Source organism: Rhizobium sp. WYCCWR10014 (assembly GCF_001657485.1).
Lineage (GTDB): Bacteria > Pseudomonadota > Alphaproteobacteria > Rhizobiales > Rhizobiaceae > Rhizobium.
In genome coordinates, this window is sequence record NZ_LXFU01000051.1 from 1 (window position 1) to 17,764 (window position 17,764).

Below are 17,764 nucleotides of genomic sequence, written 5' to 3' on the forward strand. Positions count from 1 at the left end.
CAGCACTTTGCCCGAGACGATCGGTGCGCTCGCCGGCAAGACAGGCCTGTTCGGAGACAACGCCGATCGCCGGCACGCGCTCTCCCGGATCGATGCGCTGACGTCGCATGTTCGCCAATCCGCCAAGACCTGGCAGCGTCGCCTCGCGGCCGAATGCGGCTCGGAACGCTGGAAGCGGGAAAAGCAGGACGTGGTCGAGATTCTGGGCCCGAGCCGCCAGAGCGAGGCGCTGCTGCGAAAGCTCGACGATCTCGCCCATACCGACAAGGCAAAGTTCGTCGAGCAACTGGCGGGGACACCGGAGGGGCGTCGAGCGCTTGCCGAGGCAAAGGACATCGCCAGCGCGATCGAAACGCGCTTCGGTCGCGCCGATCCCTCAGATCTCGCGGATCAGCTGAAGCGAGTGGGGCCTGATCAGGCTGGGGACGTCGGGCGTATCCGCCAGGTTGCTCGCCTTGCCGATCGTAGTCATCGTGCCGAGCTCACGCAGCAGATGGAGTTGCAGCGCTCACTGAAGCGCGGCAAGTCCTTGGGGCTGGGGATGTAGACGTCTTGGCTCGGACCACAAGCGAGGCTCCGAAGGGGTTTTGCAGAACCGGCTGAACCTCTTTCAGGAAAGCCTCGCGTTCCAATTTGCTAAGGGTGGTGGCGGTCCTGCCGCTGAATTGAAGCGCGCCTTCCGTTGACGCGATCTCGCCGAGGATGACGGCCGCGTTGAGCACCATGCCGCGCGCTGGTCCGGTCCGGCGAAGGCGCGTCAGCGGTTCGGCTCCAATGAAGACGCCCGACTTTCCCGGTGACTTGATCGAATGAGCCGCGTGATCGCGCCACGTGATGGACGCGGTTTGATTACCGCACCTTCTCCGCTGCGCTTACGTCGCCACGCTAAAATCGGCCGCCAGCACCGCGTCCTTCAGCGCCCGCGAATACTCATGCTGCGGATTATCCAACACGGCCCGCGCCTGTCCGCGCTCGACGATTTCGCCTTTGCGCATGATGATGATGTTGTCGCTGATGTAATAGGCGGTAGCGAGGTCGTGGGTGATGTAGACGATGGAAAGACCGAGTTCGTTTTTCAGGCGGCCGAAGAGATTGACGATGGCCATGCGCAGCGAGGCGTCGACCATCGATACCGGTTCATCGGCCACCAGCAGGCGGGGCTGCGGGATCAGCGCCCGGGCGATGGCGACGCGCTGAAGCTGGCCGCCCGATAGTTCGTGGGGAAACCGGCCTTTCACTTCTTCAAGGGTCAGGCCGACATGGACGAGGGCTGCATCCGCCATCTTCTCCGCCTGCTGCCGGTCCGGCCGTTTTCCCGAGAACGAAAAATTGCGGGCAGTCTCGAAGAGATAACGATCGACGCGTTTCAGCGGATTGAAGGCTTCGAAAGGGTTTTGCAGAACCGGCTGGACCTCTTTCATGAAAGCCTTGCGTTCGGATCTGCTATGGATGGCGACGGTCCTGCCGCTGAATTGAAGCTCGCCTTCCGTCGGTTCGGTCTGGCCGAGGATCATCGCCGCGATCGTCGATTTTCCCGAGCCGGATTCGCCGACGATCGAGAGGATCTCCGGCTCCGCTCCCAGTTCGAAGCTCACGTCCTTGACCGCCGTGATCAGGCGCCGGCCGAGCATGCCGCCCTGCCGGTAGACTTTCGTGACATGCGAGAGGCTAAGAAGAGCGCTCAAACCTGATCTCCCGTAACGGCAAAACACGCCACGCGCCGCTGCGGCTCGACGGTGACGAGCGGCGGAACCTTCTGCGAGCAGATCTCCATGCGCTTGGGACAGCGCGGGTGAAACCGGCAGCCTTCCGGCGGCATGGCGAGGTTCGGCGGGCGCCCCTCCAGCGAAGGGCGGGCCGTCGCGTCGCCGATGCGCGGCAGGCTGCCGACGAGGTGCTGCGTATAGGGATGGAGCGGCATGTTGAAGAGTTTGGCGGTCGGCGCTTCCTCGACGAGACGACCGGCATAGACAATGCCGATGCGGTCGGAGACCGTCGCGTGAACCCCCATGTCATGGGTGACGAACAGAAAGGACGAGCCCATCTCGCGCTGGATTTCGCGGATCATCGAGAGCACGTCGCGCTGAACGATCACGTCTAGCGCGGTTGTCGGTTCGTCGGCGATAATGAATTCCGGCGTCAGGATTGTCGCCAGCGCGATGGTCATGCGCTGGCGCATGCCGCCTGACAGTTCGTGGGGATAGGCGTCGAGCAGATGCGGATCGAGCTTCAGCCGCTGCAGATGGGTGGCGACCCTTTCGAGAAACTCGCTCTTGCCGACCTTCATGTGGCGAAAGGCGAAATCGGTGAAGGAGTGACGGATCCGGCGCACCGGATTGAGCACATTCATCGAGCCCTGCATGATATAGGACAGATGCTTCCAGCGCAGGGCCAGGCGATCCTCCGGCTTCATCGCATAGATATCCTGGGTGCCGCCGTCGAAATGAAATGTCACTTTTCCCGACACGACCCTCAGCGGCGGCCGGATCGCGCCGGCGATGGTCTTGATCAAGGTCGTCTTGCCGCTGCTCGATTCACCGGCAACGCCATAGACCTCGCCTCGGGCGATGGTCAGGCTGATATCGTCGACAGCGCGCACCTCGCGATCGACGCCATAGAGAAAGGCACGGTAATAGGCTTTCAGATTCTCAATTTCGACCAAAGGATCCATACTAACTTCCCATCCGGTTCAGCCGGCTGCGCGGATCATTGTATTCGTTCATCGACATGGACAGCAGGAAGAGCGCCAGGAAGAGGACGACGATGACGGCGACCGGGGCGGCCACCCACCACCATATGCCTGATATCAACGCCGAATGCGCATTGGCCCAATAGATCATCATGCCCATGGTCGGCGTCTCGATATCGGTGAAGCCCAGCACCGACAGGGTGATCTCCATGCCGATCGACCAGATCATGTTGTTCATCGTGGTGGCGAAGACGATCGGCAGAACATAAGGCAGGTGCTCCTCGACGAGGATCTTGCGCATGCTCATGCCGGAATAGACGCTCTGCGTGGTGAAGGATCTCGTCTTCAGGCTGATCGCCACCGACCGGATGAGGCGCGCGTCATAGGACCAGCCGAGCGAGGCCATGATGAGGATTAGTGCCGTCCAGGTCATGCTGTCCTTCAGCACGAAGTAGAAAAGGATCAGCAGCGGAAATTGCGGGATGACCATGACGCTGTCGTTGATGGCCATCAGCACCCGGTCCACCGCGCCGCCGGCATAACCGGCGACGAGGCCGACGACCAGCGAGATGATGCGTGAAATGAAGGCGACGCCGATGCCAAAAAACAAGGTGTTGCGAAGGGCGGTCGTCAACTGCCAGAAGACGTCCTGGCCGCGCGATGTCGTGCCGAGCCAATATTCGCCGTCGGGCGGCATATCGGGCGGCAGCAGATAGATGTCGGTCGCGCCGTAAGGCGAGAAATAGGACACGACTACCAATCCGACAATGACGGCAAAGAGCAGCAGGCCGCAGAGGAATTCCATATTCTGGCGTGCGAGGTCGCGGACGATCGTAAACATGTTCTATTCCACCTTGATGCGCGGATCGATCAGCGGGCTCAGAATGTCGATGATGAACACGGCGGCGGCGACGCCGACGATCGACAATGCGCTGAGGCCGAGCACCAGACTGTAGTCGCCGGCATGTACCGCTTCGATCAGCAGGTTGCCGATGCCGGGATAGCCGAAGACGATTTCGGTAATGACCGTGCCGTTGAAGATCGCGCCGAGAGACATGGCAAGCCCGGTGAATTGCGGTACCATGGCATTGCGGGAGATGTAGGAGCGGAGAATTTTCCGTTTGGGAACACCGCCGAGTTCGGCGAAGACGACGTAATCCTCGGTGATGATGTTGGACACGAGGGCGCGCATCCCGATCAGCCAACTGCCGGTTCCCACAAGGATGAGAGAAAAGGCCGGCAGGATGGAGTGCTTCAGTATATCGAGGACCAGGGCAACGGAGAGGTCCAGATTGGCGTTCATCTCGTAGCCGCCATTGATCGGCAGCACCGGCCAGAGATAGCCGAACACAATCAGAAGCACGAAGGCGAGAATGTAATAGGGAATGGGAAGCAGGGCGATGAAGACGAGGCTGACTGCCTTCATCACCATATTCTTCCGGTAATAGCCGGCGAGCGCGCCGATGGCATTGCCGAGCACGAAAGTGATCAGGGTCGACACCGTCATCAGCCCGATGGTCCAGGGTAGGGAGCGCAGGATGATGGTGGAAACGGGTGTGGGAAAAGCCGATAGCGAGGGACCGAGATCACCGGTCGCAAGCCGAAGCCAGAAATGCAGGTATTGCTGCCAGATCGACCCCTCCATACCGTAGAGCTCGCGAAGCGACTGGCGCATCAGTTCGATCGCATTGGGATCGGACTGCCCCATCTGCGTGATGGCGCCTATGCTTTCTTCGACCGGATCGATCGGGGTCAGGTGGGTGACGAAGAATGTGATGGTCACGCCAAGAAATACGACGAGCAGAAACTGACCGAACCGCTTCAGCACAAAGAGCAGATAAGACGTCATAGGGCAGTGGTTCCTCTCTGGTTCCCTTCATCGACAGGAAAGGATCGACGGACATGCCACATGCCCGTCGATAGGGGGCCGGCGCGCAACACTCGCGCCGGCTTTGGGAGGATTATTTCGGTTGTGCCGGCTTGAGCTTGACCATCATCAGCCTGGAGTTGGCCCAATTCGGCACCGGGTCGGTATAGGGATCTGATATCGTCGGATAACCGGTCCAGTAGGTCGTATCCATCGAGGTGAAGACGTTATACGACATCAGCGGGATCGTCGGCATTTCGCGGGCGACCAGCTTCAGATAATCCTTGCCGAGCTCGACGCCCTTGGGATCGTCGGCGCTGATGCCGCGAATGCTTTCGATGATCTTGTCGAGCTCCGGATTGCTCCAGCGCTGCCAGTTGCGCGGCGGCTGATTGTCACCCTTCTTGGCCACGAACTGCGAGTGCCAGCTATCCAGGAAGAACGACAGATCGGGATCACCGCCCCAGGTCTCGACGCTCCAGGCGATCGCCACCTGGAAATCGCCGGGCTGGAGTGCCACCTGCCACAGCTTCGCGGCCGGCACGGCTTTGGCGTCGATGCCGAATGCGGCCCATTGCTGTGCGATCAGCGTCCCGGCGCGGGTGAAGACCGAGCGTGTGTCGCCTTCAACCGTCATCCGGATCTTGAAGGGCTGTCCATCAGGGGTCAGCCATTTGCCGCCGGATTTCTTGAAGCCTGCCTTCTCTAGCAGTTCGCCGGCAGCCTTCGGATCCGGTTTCCACCAACCATAGCCGAATGCACCGCTGATTGCCTCAGGGTCGGTCGGGATCTGGTCCTTGAACTTCGGCTGCTTGCGCAGGATATCGGCGATCTGTTGCCCGACCGTCGGGTCATAAGGCTTGATCTTGCTCTTGCCGGTATCGATCTCGAAATTCTTCAGCCAATCCTGCATTGGCGCCTGATAGTCCTTCATCGTGGCCGCCGTCGGCGGCACGCCGAGCGCCGAAAGCGTCGCCGCCCCGCGATAGCTCGCCATGTCGACCGCCTTGATGTCGATCAGCAGGGCAAGCGCCCAGCGTACATCGGCGTTGTCGAAGGGCGGATTCTGGGTGTTGAAGATCACCGCGGGAAGCGTCGGGTCCGGATGGGCGAAGGGGAAGCCCGGGAACCAGGTTTCGATCGTCTTGGATTTCTCCTTGAGGGTGAACATTCCCTCCGGCGTATTGTCGTGGATGATATCCAGATTGTGCTCGAGCTGGGCGATGGTGCGCTTATCCGGCGGGCCGGGATCGGTATAGGTCACGTATTTCGGGGCCGGCTCGCCGAAGCGGGCAAGCGAGGTCCGCTGCCAGTCGTCACGCTTCTCCCAGGTATACCATTTGCCCTGGGGATCAAACGACTTGAGCTTGTAGGCACCCAGCGAAACGGGATTGGCGAAATCATAGCGGAGCGGATCTTCGACTTTCTCGAAGACATGCTTGGGCATGATCCAGGCGCCGTTCCAGCGAACGGTGAAGATGGCATGGAAGCGCGAATTGGGTTTCTTCAGCTTGAACACCACGGTCGAGGGGTCGGTCGCCTCGACGCTTGCCACCTGCACCGAGAAGGCAGCACTCCAGACCATGCCGGGGTGATCCATCTGGGTCTTGACGGTATAGACCACGTCGTCTGCCGTGAACTCCACGCCGTCGCTCCAGAAGAGTCCCTTGCGCAGTTTCACGGTCATCTCGGTGAAGTCGGCATTGTATTGCGGCTTGTCGGCAGCCAGCGAATTGTCCCAGGTCGCGCCGCCAAGTCCTTGTTCGGGGTCGATATACCAGAGCGTATCCATGGTCAGCTGCTGCAGGCCGGTCGATACGCCGCCGCCGCCATTGACCCAGATATTGAACCAGCCGGGATTTTTGATCGTCCCTTCCGGATTTTCGACGATGAGCGTCTCCTTGCGCGGCAAGGAGGTGTAGTCATCGGCCTTGGCCGTCGCTGTCAGGCCGAGTGCGGCCAGCGCGACGCCAAATGCGAGCCTCTTCCACTGTTGCATGAACTCCTCCCTAGAAAGCGACGATACGGCGGCCGCAAAGGCACGCATGGGCACGTCGCGGTTGTCGGTTCGCAGAAGCCCCAGGACTTGAACAGTCAGGTCTGGGACCTCAGTGAACCATCTCTCCGGCTCCCTGCCTCCTCGCAGCGAGCCGAATATCTTCAGCCGGTACCGCCCAATGGGCTACCCGGCGATAGCTGTCACACCGACAGCCGGATGACGTTGTAGGAGAACGGTTTCAACGCCGCCCGCAGCCGTCCATCCTCAATCTTTCCACTCTCGACATTAACCGGAGCAACCGTTTGCGGCCGCGCCGCCGTATTGACGGCTTCCAGATCACCGTGGGTCATTTCCACCTGCTCGACCACGCGGGCATTTCCGAAGCCTTCCAGCCGCACATCGAGATCGAGCGCCGTGCTCGGATGGCGGTTGACGGCAAAGAAGGTCAGCGTCTTGCCGTCCTCGGAATGGACTGCCGATACGTCCAGATAGGGGACGTCGTTTTCCTCGTCGCTGTCATAGGTCGGGCCATCGACGACCAGCTGCAGCGCCGTTCCACGGCCATATCTGGAGGCGTAGTAGAAGGGGTAATAGATGGTCTGGCGCCAGGCCGCACCGCCGTCCTCGGTCATGATTGGGGCGATGACGTTGACGAGCTGCGCGATGCAGGCGATGCGCACGCGATCGGAGCGCCGGATGAAGGTGTTCAAGATGCCGCCGACCTGCAGCACGTCCTCGAAATTATAGATGTCTTCCAAGAGATGCGGCGCATCCGGCCATTCGTCGCGCGCCAGGATCTCCTTGTCCTGCTGGTTGGAATGATACCAGACATTCCATTCATCGAAGGAAATGCCGATCGTCTTCTTCGAGCGTTTTTTCGCCTTGATGTAGTCGATCACGCCGCCGATCGTGGTGATGTAGCGGTCGAGCTTCGTCGCGCGGGCGAGATAGTTGAGCGTGTTTTTCTCGCGGTTGGCAAAATACATATGCAGCGAGATATGGTCGGCGCTGTCATAGCACTGTTCGAGAACCTGGGCCTCCCACTCGGGATAGGTCTTCATGTCGGAATTGGACGAGCCGCAGACCACCAGTTCGAGCGACTTGTCGAAGCCGCGCATGGCCTTCGCCGTCTCATCCGCCAGCCGGCCATATTCATAGGCCGACTTGTGGCCGACCTGCCAGGGGCCATCCATCTCGTTGCCGAGGCACCACAATTTGACATCGTGCGGATTGGACCAGCCGTGCTTGCGGCGCAGATCCGACCAGTAGGTGCCGCCGGGATGATTGCAATATTCGAGGAAATTGCGGGCGGCATCGAGGCCGCGTGATCCGAGATTGACGGCAAGCATCGGCTTGGTATTCGCCTTCTTGCACCAGTCGACGAATTCATTCACGCCGATCTGGTTGGCTTCGCGGGTGCGCCAGGCAAGGTCGAGGCGAACCGGGCGCTCCGCACGGGGGCCGACGCCGTCTTCCCAATTATAGGCCGAAACGAAATTGCCGCCGGGATAGCGGCAGTATGGCGTGTCGAGATCACGGACCAGATCGAGGACATCCTGGCGGAATCCGTCCTCATCGGCGGTCGGGTGTCCGGGCTCATAAATGCCCCCGTAGATCGCCCTGCCGAGATGCTCGAGAAATGAACTGTAGAGCCTGGAATCAATGGTCGCGATGCGGAAATCGCGGTGAACCACAACGTTCGTCTTCAACGGATCCTCCCGTTTATATATCAGAAATTTTGTTTTCTTGCCTCTAACTTGATATCAGGAATGTTGTTCTGTCAACCAAGTTGCGACTTTAATCATACTAATATCGATTTCAGAAAAAAGTGTCTAATTTCAGTTGCTTGGGAGGTTCTATCGGCCGCCGAAACTGGAAAGAATCGTGATATTTAAATCAAGATTTCCGATTTTGATTTTTCAGACGTGTAGCCGCATGATGATATCGCGTCCGTGATTTCCGAAGCCGCGGCCGAAAATATTGACGCCGCCGGTATGGCCGGCATTCTCCGCGATGCCGACCCGGAGCCGGATGGAGGAGTGCTGGGCAAGGGCGAGGTCGCTGAGCGTGACATTCGAGGCGGCGACACCATCGATGAAGGTTCCGCGGGTGGAGATGCGCCAGGTCTTCATCATCCCATATTGCGAGCCCTCGAGCTTCCACCATGCCGGCGTGAAGGCGCCGCGCTTGTCGCCATAGTCGCCAGGCGACGTCCAGGTTCCAATCGCCATTCCGTTGACCCAGAGGGTTATGTCGGAGGGCCAGTCCGGATTGGTGCCCGGCACTTCCGACGACAGCTCCAGCGAGAACTCAATGGCGCGGATATCCTTGTTCAACACTTTGGCATTGTTGGGGAATTTATATTCCACATATCCCCTGCCGAACCAGACGAGCCCGGCCTGCATGCGCTGCGGGTCGAGAAAATAGTCGGGCACATCCAGCGGACCGATGACGCTCTCGGTGGAGCAAAGACCGCAGGGCGCATGGACGTCACAACTGGTGTAGAGCCCGACCGGCATCTCGACTTCGATAATGTTGTTGGCCCTTTGGGCCGCACTTTCCTCGAAGCTGATCAGGATTTCGCTGTAGATCGCCGAGCAGATTTTCTGGTTTCCCTTGCGGGCCTTCGTCAGCTGGGAATCCACAAGCCGCGCATCTTCCAAAATCTGGATCCCGGTGGCGACGGTCGATTGCGGAAGAGAAAGGGCACGCGCGATATCGTTGATATTCATCGGTCCCTTGGCGCAAAGCAGCTTGAGCATCTCTAGCCGCGCCGGCGCCGAAAGCGCGCGTATCGCATCATTATTCTCGCCGGCGGCAATCGTCAAAAACGAGCGTTCCATCATTCCCCCAGTATTTCCGATGAAGTGATGTATATCGGAAATTATGATACATCAAGTGGGAGTCTTGAGGTGACTGAAGGAATAATGTCGACGCGGATCCCTGATGGAAAAGACCTGCAGCCAGATCTGAATGAACGTGGTTGGCTGGCGGCCGCGGCTAGGTTTTGAGAGCGCCTTCGGGATAATAGGGCCTCTCCACAGGCAGCCTATTTTGCGCTGCTTCGAATTTCCCCTGGAGTACAAGCGCGTGAATGTCGTGGGCGTCCGAGGTGATGTCGGTAATGCGTTCGATCCATTGCCGGACATAGAGCTCCACGGCCTGCTTGCTCAAGCCGATTTGAATCGCACGATACGTTTGCGGCTGAAGTTGCAAGTCCCTATCGGGGTCCCACTGGATGCGCACGGGGGTAGCCTCTTTGACGCGCAGCCATTCGTCCTTACTCATTGATTCATCGGGATGGCTCAGGCAGCTATTTCTCAAGGCCCACTCAAAGCCTTCGCGCGAAATATCAATCGCCAAAATACGGGCTTGCCCGGCATCCTTCAGGCCCCATCCTGCGCGATACATCATCCACAGGAATGAAGGCTTGATCCAGGTCATGCGATCGATCTTGAAGGGTGGCGAAGCGAATGTGCCCTCACGCAGAGCCGCATCCGCGATCTGGTCGCTGTAGGCTTGATACACCCGGATCGTTTGTTCGTCGTAGGCGGCTCGAATTTGATGCTCTGGGATCGGGTTCATTGGCTTCATTTAACAGATCTGGCTTCAGGGAGATGACCTGCTGCCGAATTTTCATCCGCGGCGATCAGCGCCTCGGCTGTGTGATTACGCTAGATGGCGAGGTTTAAGCAACCGGCGGAAATTCGAAGCTTCCATCTTGCACGGAGTTGATAAACATAACCGCTGGGCGTTGCGTAGTTGTAATGGGTTTTAACAATGGTTGATGCTGAAATAGAATCTGCGCCACAGCACCTTGAGCGATCTCTCGTGGCGAGTGATGGCCTACTCGCGGGTGTTGTGGAGGCGGATGGTGAGGTAATGCTCTACAAGCACGCTTTCGATCCAGTCTTTCAACCCATGCGATAAAATATGGAGCGAGCACTATGAGGGATTATGCTGGGGAGATAGGCAAGGAATTTAGCGGTGGCGGCTTCTTTTACAACATTCGAAAGATGACGTTCGTAAAAATTGACGCTGTCAGGGCAATCGAGACGATTCGGCATCTTGACCCCAATAGCTATAACGAACGCGAGAAACGAGACTTGGCGCTTCTGATCTGGAATCTCCCTGCCATGGCATTGTGGTGGAGAGACAGGTGCGTTGAGATGGGAGCAGACAAAGTAGAATTTGAGGCTCACGTTCGGGAGCTCGGACGAGTGGTAGAAGAAAAAATGAAAGTGCTGTTGGGCCAGTAAGTACGCCCTAGAATCAGCTGTACTCCACATATAGGCAGTATGGACGGACTTTATCTCAGGGCGATCAGAGCTCCCGCCATTTTGAATCATCAAAGGTGCGCAGTGAGCAATCGGAGGGAGGGCAATGCTTTCATCTTATACGGCGTTGCAGCCGGTCGCGACGATGCCGGACAATAAGGCGGAGCTGGCATCTGAGCGATCAATGTCGCCGAGATCGTTTTAATTCTTAGCCATTCAGTGCTGAGGCGGCGGCCGAGATTGGCTCAATGCCCACCCAACTCCGGCTGCAGATCCGCATCCGTCAGCGTCCCCAGGAAGGCGACGATGTCGTCGATTTCGGGATCGGTGAGGGCGGGCGCGTCGCCCGGCTTCCTGCCGAAGGGCGGATCCTGGTTGAGGTTATCCCAATAGGCCTGCGGCAGGTCGTCATATTTCCGGATCGTGCCGTCGGCATTCCTTGGATACCAACGGCGGGGATCGCTGTCGCGCGTCGCATAGAAGGAGACGACGTCGCGCAGCGAGTGGAAATAGCCATTGTGGAAGAAGCTCTTCTTCAGCGCGACATTGCGCAGCGTCGGGGTGCGGAACAGGCCGCAATATTCGCTGCGTCCGGCAAAGTCGGTGCGCTGAGGGCCGCAAAGACCGAGATCGTGATAGTTGGGATCGCTGTTGGCCGGGATCGCCATGTTGCGCGGTGCGGCGAGCCCGAGGAAGCCGAAATCTGAAAATTGCGGCGGCTCGCCGTCATTGGCGGGCTCGCTTAAGTGACAGCTCGAACAGTTGCCTTTGGCTGGGTCTTCGAACAGCTGTCGTCCGTGCAGCTCCTGCGCCGTCAGCGTCGCCTTGCCGGCGAGAAAGGCGTCGTAGCGGCTGGAATAGGGATAGAAATCCGGGCTGCTCTGTTCGAAGGTGGCGAGCGCCTCGGCGGCGGCATCGAAGGCATCTTGTGGATTGTCGAACACCGTCTCGCCAAAGGCCTCCTTGATGTCGCCGGCATAGGCGGCCTTCTGCAGCTTCGCCACCACCTCGGCCGCATCCTTGTTGCCCATCTCGAAGGGGGAGAGCAGCGGGATCTTCGCCTGATCGGCGCCGTGATCGACCCGGCCGTCCCAGGTCAGGCCGCCGGTCGGGCCGTTATCGACGCTTTCGTCGCCCTCGTCCTCGGAATCGTAATAGTGCTCGGTGAAAGCAGGCACGGCCTGCAGGTAACGCAGCGTCGGAACGGCGCGCAGCCCCGGCTGGTCTCCATGTTCGCCGCCCATTTCGACCGGCATGGCCGATGCCGGGCCGAACGCGTGACTGGGATCATGGCAGGACGCGCAGGCCTGGAGCCCCGAGGCTGACAGCGATTTGTCGAAGAACATCTTGCGGCCGAGTGCGGCGAGCATTTCGGCCCGGGCGAAGGCTTCGGCACGTGACATCGGTCCGGGATGCACGCCGACGGCGGTTGCCGCGCTGCTTTGCCGCAGGGGAAGAATGGCCAGGCAGAGCGCTACGGCACCCATACTTATGGCCAAGCCGGACCGCACAAGCCAGATGATCTTCGTCTTCATAGTAGGGATTCCAATAGCTTATTGCCGGTTTTCTCCATGATCGAACCTGGTTGCAACAAATTGATGACGGCTATCCTCCTGCGGCATTACGGCAACCCCTGATGTCACAAAGTTGATAGACGGCCCGAATAGCGTCGAGGTGCCCCGAGCGTTCTCCGCTTCCTCTAGCCAACGCCCCTAGCCATGAGGTACTCCCGTGAAAAGACTGAAACTCCTCCATTCGATCTGTCTCGCCGGATCGGCCATCGTGCCGTTCGCGGTAGCGACGGCGGCCCATGCGGCGCCGGCCGGTTACGACAAGATCGACAATGTCGTCGTCATCTATGCCGAAAACCGTAGCTTCGATAATCTCTACGGCAGCTTTCCCGGCGCCGACGGGCTCTCGAACGCGACCGCCGATCGCGCCCGCCAGCTCGACCGCGACGGCCAGCCGCTGTCCGAACTGCCGCCGGCCTGGGGCGGCCTCACCGCCAAGGGTGTCTCGCCTGCCGTCACCGAGGCGCAGTCGGCCCATCTCGCCAACGCCTCCTTTGCGATCGACGATCCCAAGGGTTTCGCAGAGGCGCCTTCGGTCATCACCCGCGACCTCTGGCATCGCTTCTACCAGGAGCAGATGCAGATCGACGGCGGCAAGAACGACAAGTTCGTCGCCTGGGCCGATTCCGGCAGCCTGGTCATGGGCCATTACGACGGCTCCATCCTGCCGATGTGGCAGGTCGCCAAGAAATACGTCATCGCCGATAATTTCTTCCAAGGCGCCTTTGGCGGTTCGTTTCTCAACCATTTCGCGCTGGTCTGCGCCTGCACACCCTATTATCCGGATGCCGACAAGAGCCCGGCCAAGCCCACCATCGCCAAGGTCGATGCGGACGGCACGTCGCTGACCGTGGCGGAGAATGCCCCGAAGTCGGCGCTGGACGGCGCACCGAAATTCGTCTCCGACGGCACGCTGACGCCTGATTTCTACGCCGTCAACACCATGCAGCCGCCCTACCAGCCGAGCGCCAATCCGCCGGCCAAGGATGGTGACGCGGCCTATGCCGATCCGGCGGCCGCAACGACGTTGCCGCCGCAGCATGCAATCACCATCGGCGACCTGTTATCGCTGAAGGGCGTCAGCTGGGCCTGGTATAGCGGCGCCTGGCAGGCAGCCCTTGATGGCAAGAATGCTACCCCGGTGCCGATCTTCCAGTTCCACCACCAGCCGTTCAACTATTTCGCCAATTTCGCGCCCCGCACCCCGGCGCGCACCGAGCATCTGAAAGACGGCGGCCTTGGCGGAGAAGCCTTCCTCAAGGATATTGACGATGGCAAGCTGCCGGCGGTTTCCTTCTACAAACCGCAGGGCAACCTCAACGAACATGGCGGTTATGCCGATGTTTCGAGCGGTGACCAGCATCTTGCCGATATCGTCTCCCACCTCGAGAAGAGCCCGCAATGGGGCCATATGCTCGTCATCGTCACCTATGACGAGAACGGCGGCTTCTGGGATCACGTCGCGCCGCCGAAGGCCGACCGCTGGGGTCCCGGCAACCGCATTCCGGCCTTCATCATCTCACCCTTCGCCAAGGGCGGCATGGTCGATCATACCCAATACGACACGACGTCGATCATCCGCTTCATCACGGCGCGCTACGATCTGCCGGTGCTGCCCGGCGTCATCGCTCGCGACAAGGCGCTACGCAACAACGACCGGCCGCCGATGGGCGACCTCACAGCTGCGCTCGACCTGACGCATTGACCGATGGCGAGCGGCCCCGGCTCCGGCCGGGGCCGTTCCATCCCTTTCCTTTACGCATTCCGGCCGCAAAAGCGCTGCGCACTTTTGCTGAAACTGCTTACCGTCACCGGCGCAGCAACGGGCGCAATGCGGCCTGCGTTTCCTTCAGCAGCGGCAGATACCGCTCCTTCATCTCCGCGGCCGGCACGAGAGCGGCCGGCGCGCCGATATTGATCGCCGCGACCGTTTCGCCGCGGTCGTTGTCGATGGGCACGGCAATGGAGCAGAGGCCGATCTCCAGCTCTTGATCGATGATAGCGTAACCCTCAGTGCGGACGCGGCGGAATTCGGCGATCAGTTCGTCGGGATCCGTCTTCGTATTCGGCGTGTTTTGCTTCAGTTCGCTGCGTGTCAGGATCTCGCGTGCCTCGCGCTCGCCAAGGGCTGCGAGCAGCACGCGCCCCATCGACGCGCAGTAGGCGGGCAGGCGGCTGCCGGGGGTGAGATTGATCGACATGACGCGGCGCTGCGAAGCGCGGGCGATATAGACAATGTCGGCGCCGTCAAGCACCGAAGCCGAGGCGCTCTGGCCGGCCTTTTCCGAGAGAAGATCGAGATGCGGCTGCAGCAGCGCCGGCAGCGGCGTCGCCGCGAGATAGGCATGGCCAAGACGCAGGATCTTCGGCGTCAGCGTGAAGAACTTGCCGTCATAATCGGCATAACCGAGCTCGGCGAGCGTCAGCAGCGAGCGGCGCACGGTGGCGCGGTCGAGCTCCGTCAGCTTGGCGGCCTCGGCGATCGAAAGCCGCTGCCGCGTTTCACCGAAAGCTTCGATGACCTTCAGGCCACGGGCAAAGCCACTGACGAAATCCGTTTCACGCATGGGTTCGGTCTCCAAGATACATCACATTCTGTGCGATATACGAACAAATGTCAAATAACGCACAAAATGCATTGCCGCATGAGATGCCGCGCTTTATGTCTACGGCAGAGGGCGGGATGGGAGTTCCCGGCCGCATCTAGCCAAGGAGAGATCCCGCATGGACAAGACAGTCGGGAGCACGGCGCAAGCCGTCTCCGAGATCGGGGATGGCGCGACCGTCATGATCGGTGGTTTTGGTGGCTCGGGCGCGCCGATAGAGCTCATCCATGCATTGATCGACAAGGGCTCCAAAAACCTCACCGTCATCAACAACAATGCCGGCAACGGGCGCATCGGTATCGCTGCGATGATCGATGCGGGCATGGTGCGGAAGATGATCTGCTCTTTCCCGCGTTCGTCGGATCCGCGCGCCTTCACGGATAAATATCTGGCCGGCGAAATCGAGCTCGAACTGGTGCCGCAGGGAACGCTTGCCGAGCGCATCCGCGCCGGCGGGGCCGGTATCCCGGCTTTCTATACGCCGACCGCCTACGGCACCGAACTTGCCGACGGCAAGGTCATCGCCGAATTCGACGGCCGTCATTACGTGCAGGAGCGCTGGCTGAAGGCCGACTTCGCGATCGTCAAGGCTGCGATCGGCGACATCCAGGGCAACCTCACCTACAACAAGGCCGGCCGCAACTTCAATCCGCTGATGTGCATGGCGGCGGCGAAGACCATCGTCCAGGTATCATCCATCGTGCCAGCTGGCGGAATCGATCCCGAGCAGGTGGTGACACCAGGCATCTTCGTCGACCGCGTCGTCACTGTTCCCAATCCCCAGCAGGAAGAAGAGCTCATTCGAGCCGGAGTGGCCTACGTATGACCATCGACACTCGTGAAGACATCAAGCTTTCCAATGCACAGATCGCCTGGCGCGCCGCGCAGGACATCGCCGACGGCGCCTATGTGAACCTCGGCATCGGCTTTCCCGAAATGGTCGCTCGTTATCAGCCGCCCGGCCGTCAGGCGATCTTCCACACCGAAAACGGCATCCTGAATTTCGGCGAACCGCCGGCGGCAGGCGAGGAGGACTGGGACCTGATCAATGCCGGCAAGAAGGCGGTGACGCTGAAGCCGGGTGCTGCCTTCTTCCATCACGCCGACAGCTTTGCCATGGTGCGCGGCGGCCATCTCGACGTCGCGATCCTCGGCGCCTATCAGGTTGCCCAAAGCGGCGACCTTGCCAACTGGCGGGTGGGCAGCAAGGGCGTGCCGGCCGTCGGCGGCGCCATGGACCTCGTGCACGGCGCCAAGCAGGTCTGCGTCATCACCGAGCACGTCACCAAAACAGGCGAGCCGAAGCTGGTGGAGAAATGCACCTTCCCGCTGACCGGTGTTGCCTGCATCACCCGCGTCTATACCAGCCACGCCGTCATCGACATCGTCAAGGGACGCTTCGTCCTGCGCGAGAAGTTGGCCGCGATGTCGCAGGAGGAATTGCAGGCGATGACCGGCGCGCCGCTGCACATCGAGGGGCCGGTTGGCGACCTCGTCGTCCCGCAACTCTGAGGAAAAGCCATGACCGAAGCTTTTATCTGCGACTATGTCAGAACGCCGATCGGCCGCTTCGCCGGCTCGCTGTCCCAGGTGCGGGCCGACGATCTCGGCGCGATCCCGTTGAAAGCGCTGATGCAACGAAATGCCGCCGTCGATTGGGAAGCCGTCGACGATGTGATCTTCGGCTGCGCCAACCAGGCGGGCGAAGACAACCGAAATGTCGCGCGCATGTCGGCGCTGCTTGCCGGCCTGCCGATCGCGGTTCCCGGCACGACGATCAACCGGCTCTGCGGCTCCGGTATGGATGCGGTGATCACAGCGGCGCGCGCCATCCGTTCCGGCGAGGCCGAGCTGATGATCGCTGGCGGCGTCGAAAGCATGTCGCGCGCGCCCTTCGTCATGCCGAAGGCCGAGACGGCCTTTTCACGCGCGGCCGAAATCCATGACACGACGATCGGCTGGCGCTTCGTCAATCCGCTGATGAAGAAGCAATATGGCGTCGATTCCATGCCTGAGACCGGCGAGAATGTCGCCGAGGACTATCAGGTCAGCCGCGAAGACCAGGATGCCTTCGCGGTGCGAAGCCAGGCGAAGGCGGCCGCCGCCCAGGCGAATGGACGGCTGGCGAAGGAGATCACTCCCGTGACCATCCCGCAGCGCAAAGGCGATCCGGTTGTCATCGACAAGGACGAGCATCCGCGCGCGACAACGATCGAAACGCTGGCGAAACTCGCGACACCTTTCAAGAAGGAAGGCGGCACGGTGACCGCGGGCAATGCCTCCGGCGTCAATGACGGGGCGGCGGCGCTGATCGTCGCGTCCGAAGCGGCGGCGCGCAAATACGGCCTGACGCCGATCGCCCGCATCCTCGGTGGTGCGGCTGCCGCCGTTCCGCCAAGGGTGATGGGCGTCGGGCCGATTCCGGCATCGCGCAAGCTGATGGCGCGGCTCGGCATGACCGCGGATCAGTTCGACGTGATCGAACTCAACGAGGCCTTTGCCAGCCAGGGGCTGGCGGTGCTGCGCGCACTCGGGATTGCCGATGATGACGCGCGGGTGAACCGCAATGGCGGCGCGATCGCGCTCGGCCATCCGCTTGGCATGTCGGGCGCACGCATCACCGGTACGGCAGCGCTCGAGCTTCTGGAGACCGGCGGACAATATTCGCTGTCGACCATGTGCATCGGCGTCGGGCAGGGGATTGCGATAGTACTTGAAAGGGTTTGAGGTCGGGACGCTCCCAGCTTTTGCCGGA

General features: G+C 60.5%; 15 protein-coding genes and 1 pseudogene. 6 read left to right on the forward strand and 10 right to left on the reverse strand.

Going from position 1 to position 17,764, the window contains the following annotated elements:
• Positions 1-547, forward strand: a pseudogene (locus A6U98_RS37385) (Ti-type conjugative transfer relaxase TraA); the annotation flags it as partial.
• Positions 548-872: 325 nt separating this feature from the next.
• On the opposite strand, the gene A6U98_RS30005 reads toward A6U98_RS37385, so the two are convergent.
• From A6U98_RS30005 to A6U98_RS30040, 8 genes are all read right to left on the reverse strand, one after another.
• Positions 873-1,685, reverse strand: coding sequence for an ABC transporter ATP-binding protein (locus tag A6U98_RS30005; RefSeq protein WP_064654586.1), 813 nt, complete (start codon positions 1,683-1,685; stop codon positions 873-875).
• On the reverse strand, positions 1,682-2,671 hold the full coding sequence (locus A6U98_RS30010) for an ABC transporter ATP-binding protein (protein WP_064654588.1): 990 nt from the start codon (positions 2,669-2,671) through the stop codon (positions 1,682-1,684). The genes A6U98_RS30005 and A6U98_RS30010 overlap by 4 nt, the downstream gene beginning before the upstream one ends.
• A gap of 1 nt (position 2,672) precedes the next feature.
• The gene (locus tag A6U98_RS30015) at positions 2,673-3,530 is read right to left on the reverse strand and encodes an ABC transporter permease (protein ID WP_064654590.1); all 858 of its coding nucleotides are present in this window, start codon (positions 3,528-3,530) and stop codon (positions 2,673-2,675) included.
• Positions 3,531-3,533: 3 nt separating this feature from the next.
• Positions 3,534-4,538, reverse strand: a complete 1,005-nt coding sequence (locus A6U98_RS30020) for an ABC transporter permease (RefSeq protein ID WP_064654592.1) — start codon at positions 4,536-4,538, stop codon at positions 3,534-3,536.
• Positions 4,539-4,650: 112 nt separating this feature from the next.
• Complete coding sequence (locus tag A6U98_RS30025) at positions 4,651-6,555, reverse strand: ABC transporter substrate-binding protein (protein ID WP_064654594.1); 1,905 nt, start codon at positions 6,553-6,555, stop codon at positions 4,651-4,653.
• Positions 6,556-6,755: 200 nt separating this feature from the next.
• Positions 6,756-8,264: an alpha-N-arabinofuranosidase gene (locus A6U98_RS30030; protein ID WP_064654596.1), complete on the reverse strand. Its 1,509-nt coding sequence runs from the start codon at positions 8,262-8,264 to the stop codon at positions 6,756-6,758.
• Positions 8,265-8,474: 210 nt separating this feature from the next.
• A complete protein-coding gene (locus tag A6U98_RS30035) occupies positions 8,475-9,401 on the reverse strand; it encodes an ArsR family transcriptional regulator (protein ID WP_017957935.1) in 927 nt (308 codons plus the stop codon).
• A 154-nt stretch (positions 9,402-9,555) separates the two neighbouring features.
• Positions 9,556-10,149, reverse strand: a complete 594-nt coding sequence (locus A6U98_RS30040; protein ID WP_197496461.1) for a DUF4291 domain-containing protein — start codon at positions 10,147-10,149, stop codon at positions 9,556-9,558.
• A gap of 353 nt (positions 10,150-10,502) precedes the next feature.
• Here A6U98_RS30040 and A6U98_RS30045 point away from each other — a divergent pair, with 353 nt between their 5' ends.
• The gene (locus A6U98_RS30045; RefSeq protein ID WP_064654598.1) at positions 10,503-10,814 is read left to right on the forward strand and encodes a hypothetical protein; all 312 of its coding nucleotides are present in this window, start codon (positions 10,503-10,505) and stop codon (positions 10,812-10,814) included.
• 263 nt (positions 10,815-11,077) lie between these two features.
• Here A6U98_RS30045 and A6U98_RS30050 read toward each other — a convergent pair whose 3' ends face one another.
• Positions 11,078-12,367 carry a cytochrome c peroxidase gene (locus A6U98_RS30050; protein ID WP_064654600.1) on the reverse strand — a complete coding sequence of 430 codons (1,290 nt, stop codon included), beginning with the start codon at positions 12,365-12,367 and terminating at the stop codon, positions 11,078-11,080.
• A gap of 196 nt (positions 12,368-12,563) precedes the next feature.
• Between A6U98_RS30050 and A6U98_RS30055 the strand changes: the two genes are divergently transcribed.
• Complete coding sequence (locus A6U98_RS30055; protein ID WP_064654602.1) at positions 12,564-14,108, forward strand: acid phosphatase; 1,545 nt, start codon at positions 12,564-12,566, stop codon at positions 14,106-14,108.
• A gap of 103 nt (positions 14,109-14,211) precedes the next feature.
• Here A6U98_RS30055 and A6U98_RS30060 read toward each other — a convergent pair whose 3' ends face one another.
• Entirely contained in the window at positions 14,212-14,970 is a 759-nt protein-coding gene (locus A6U98_RS30060; RefSeq protein WP_064654604.1) for an IclR family transcriptional regulator, read from the reverse strand.
• 157 nt (positions 14,971-15,127) lie between these two features.
• Between A6U98_RS30060 and A6U98_RS30065 the strand changes: the two genes are divergently transcribed.
• From A6U98_RS30065 to pcaF, 3 genes are read left to right on the forward strand one after another with little or no spacing between them, the layout of a single operon-like run.
• The gene (locus A6U98_RS30065) at positions 15,128-15,835 is read left to right on the forward strand and encodes a 3-oxoacid CoA-transferase subunit A (RefSeq protein ID WP_064654605.1); all 708 of its coding nucleotides are present in this window, start codon (positions 15,128-15,130) and stop codon (positions 15,833-15,835) included.
• Positions 15,832-16,521: a CoA transferase subunit B gene (locus tag A6U98_RS30070; protein ID WP_064654607.1), complete on the forward strand. Its 690-nt coding sequence runs from the start codon at positions 15,832-15,834 to the stop codon at positions 16,519-16,521. Before A6U98_RS30065 ends, A6U98_RS30070 begins: the two co-directional genes overlap by 4 nt.
• Before the next feature lie 9 nt (positions 16,522-16,530).
• Entirely contained in the window at positions 16,531-17,736 is a 1,206-nt protein-coding gene (gene pcaF, locus A6U98_RS30075) for a 3-oxoadipyl-CoA thiolase (RefSeq protein WP_064654609.1), read from the forward strand.
• Positions 17,737-17,764 lie beyond the last annotated feature (28 nt).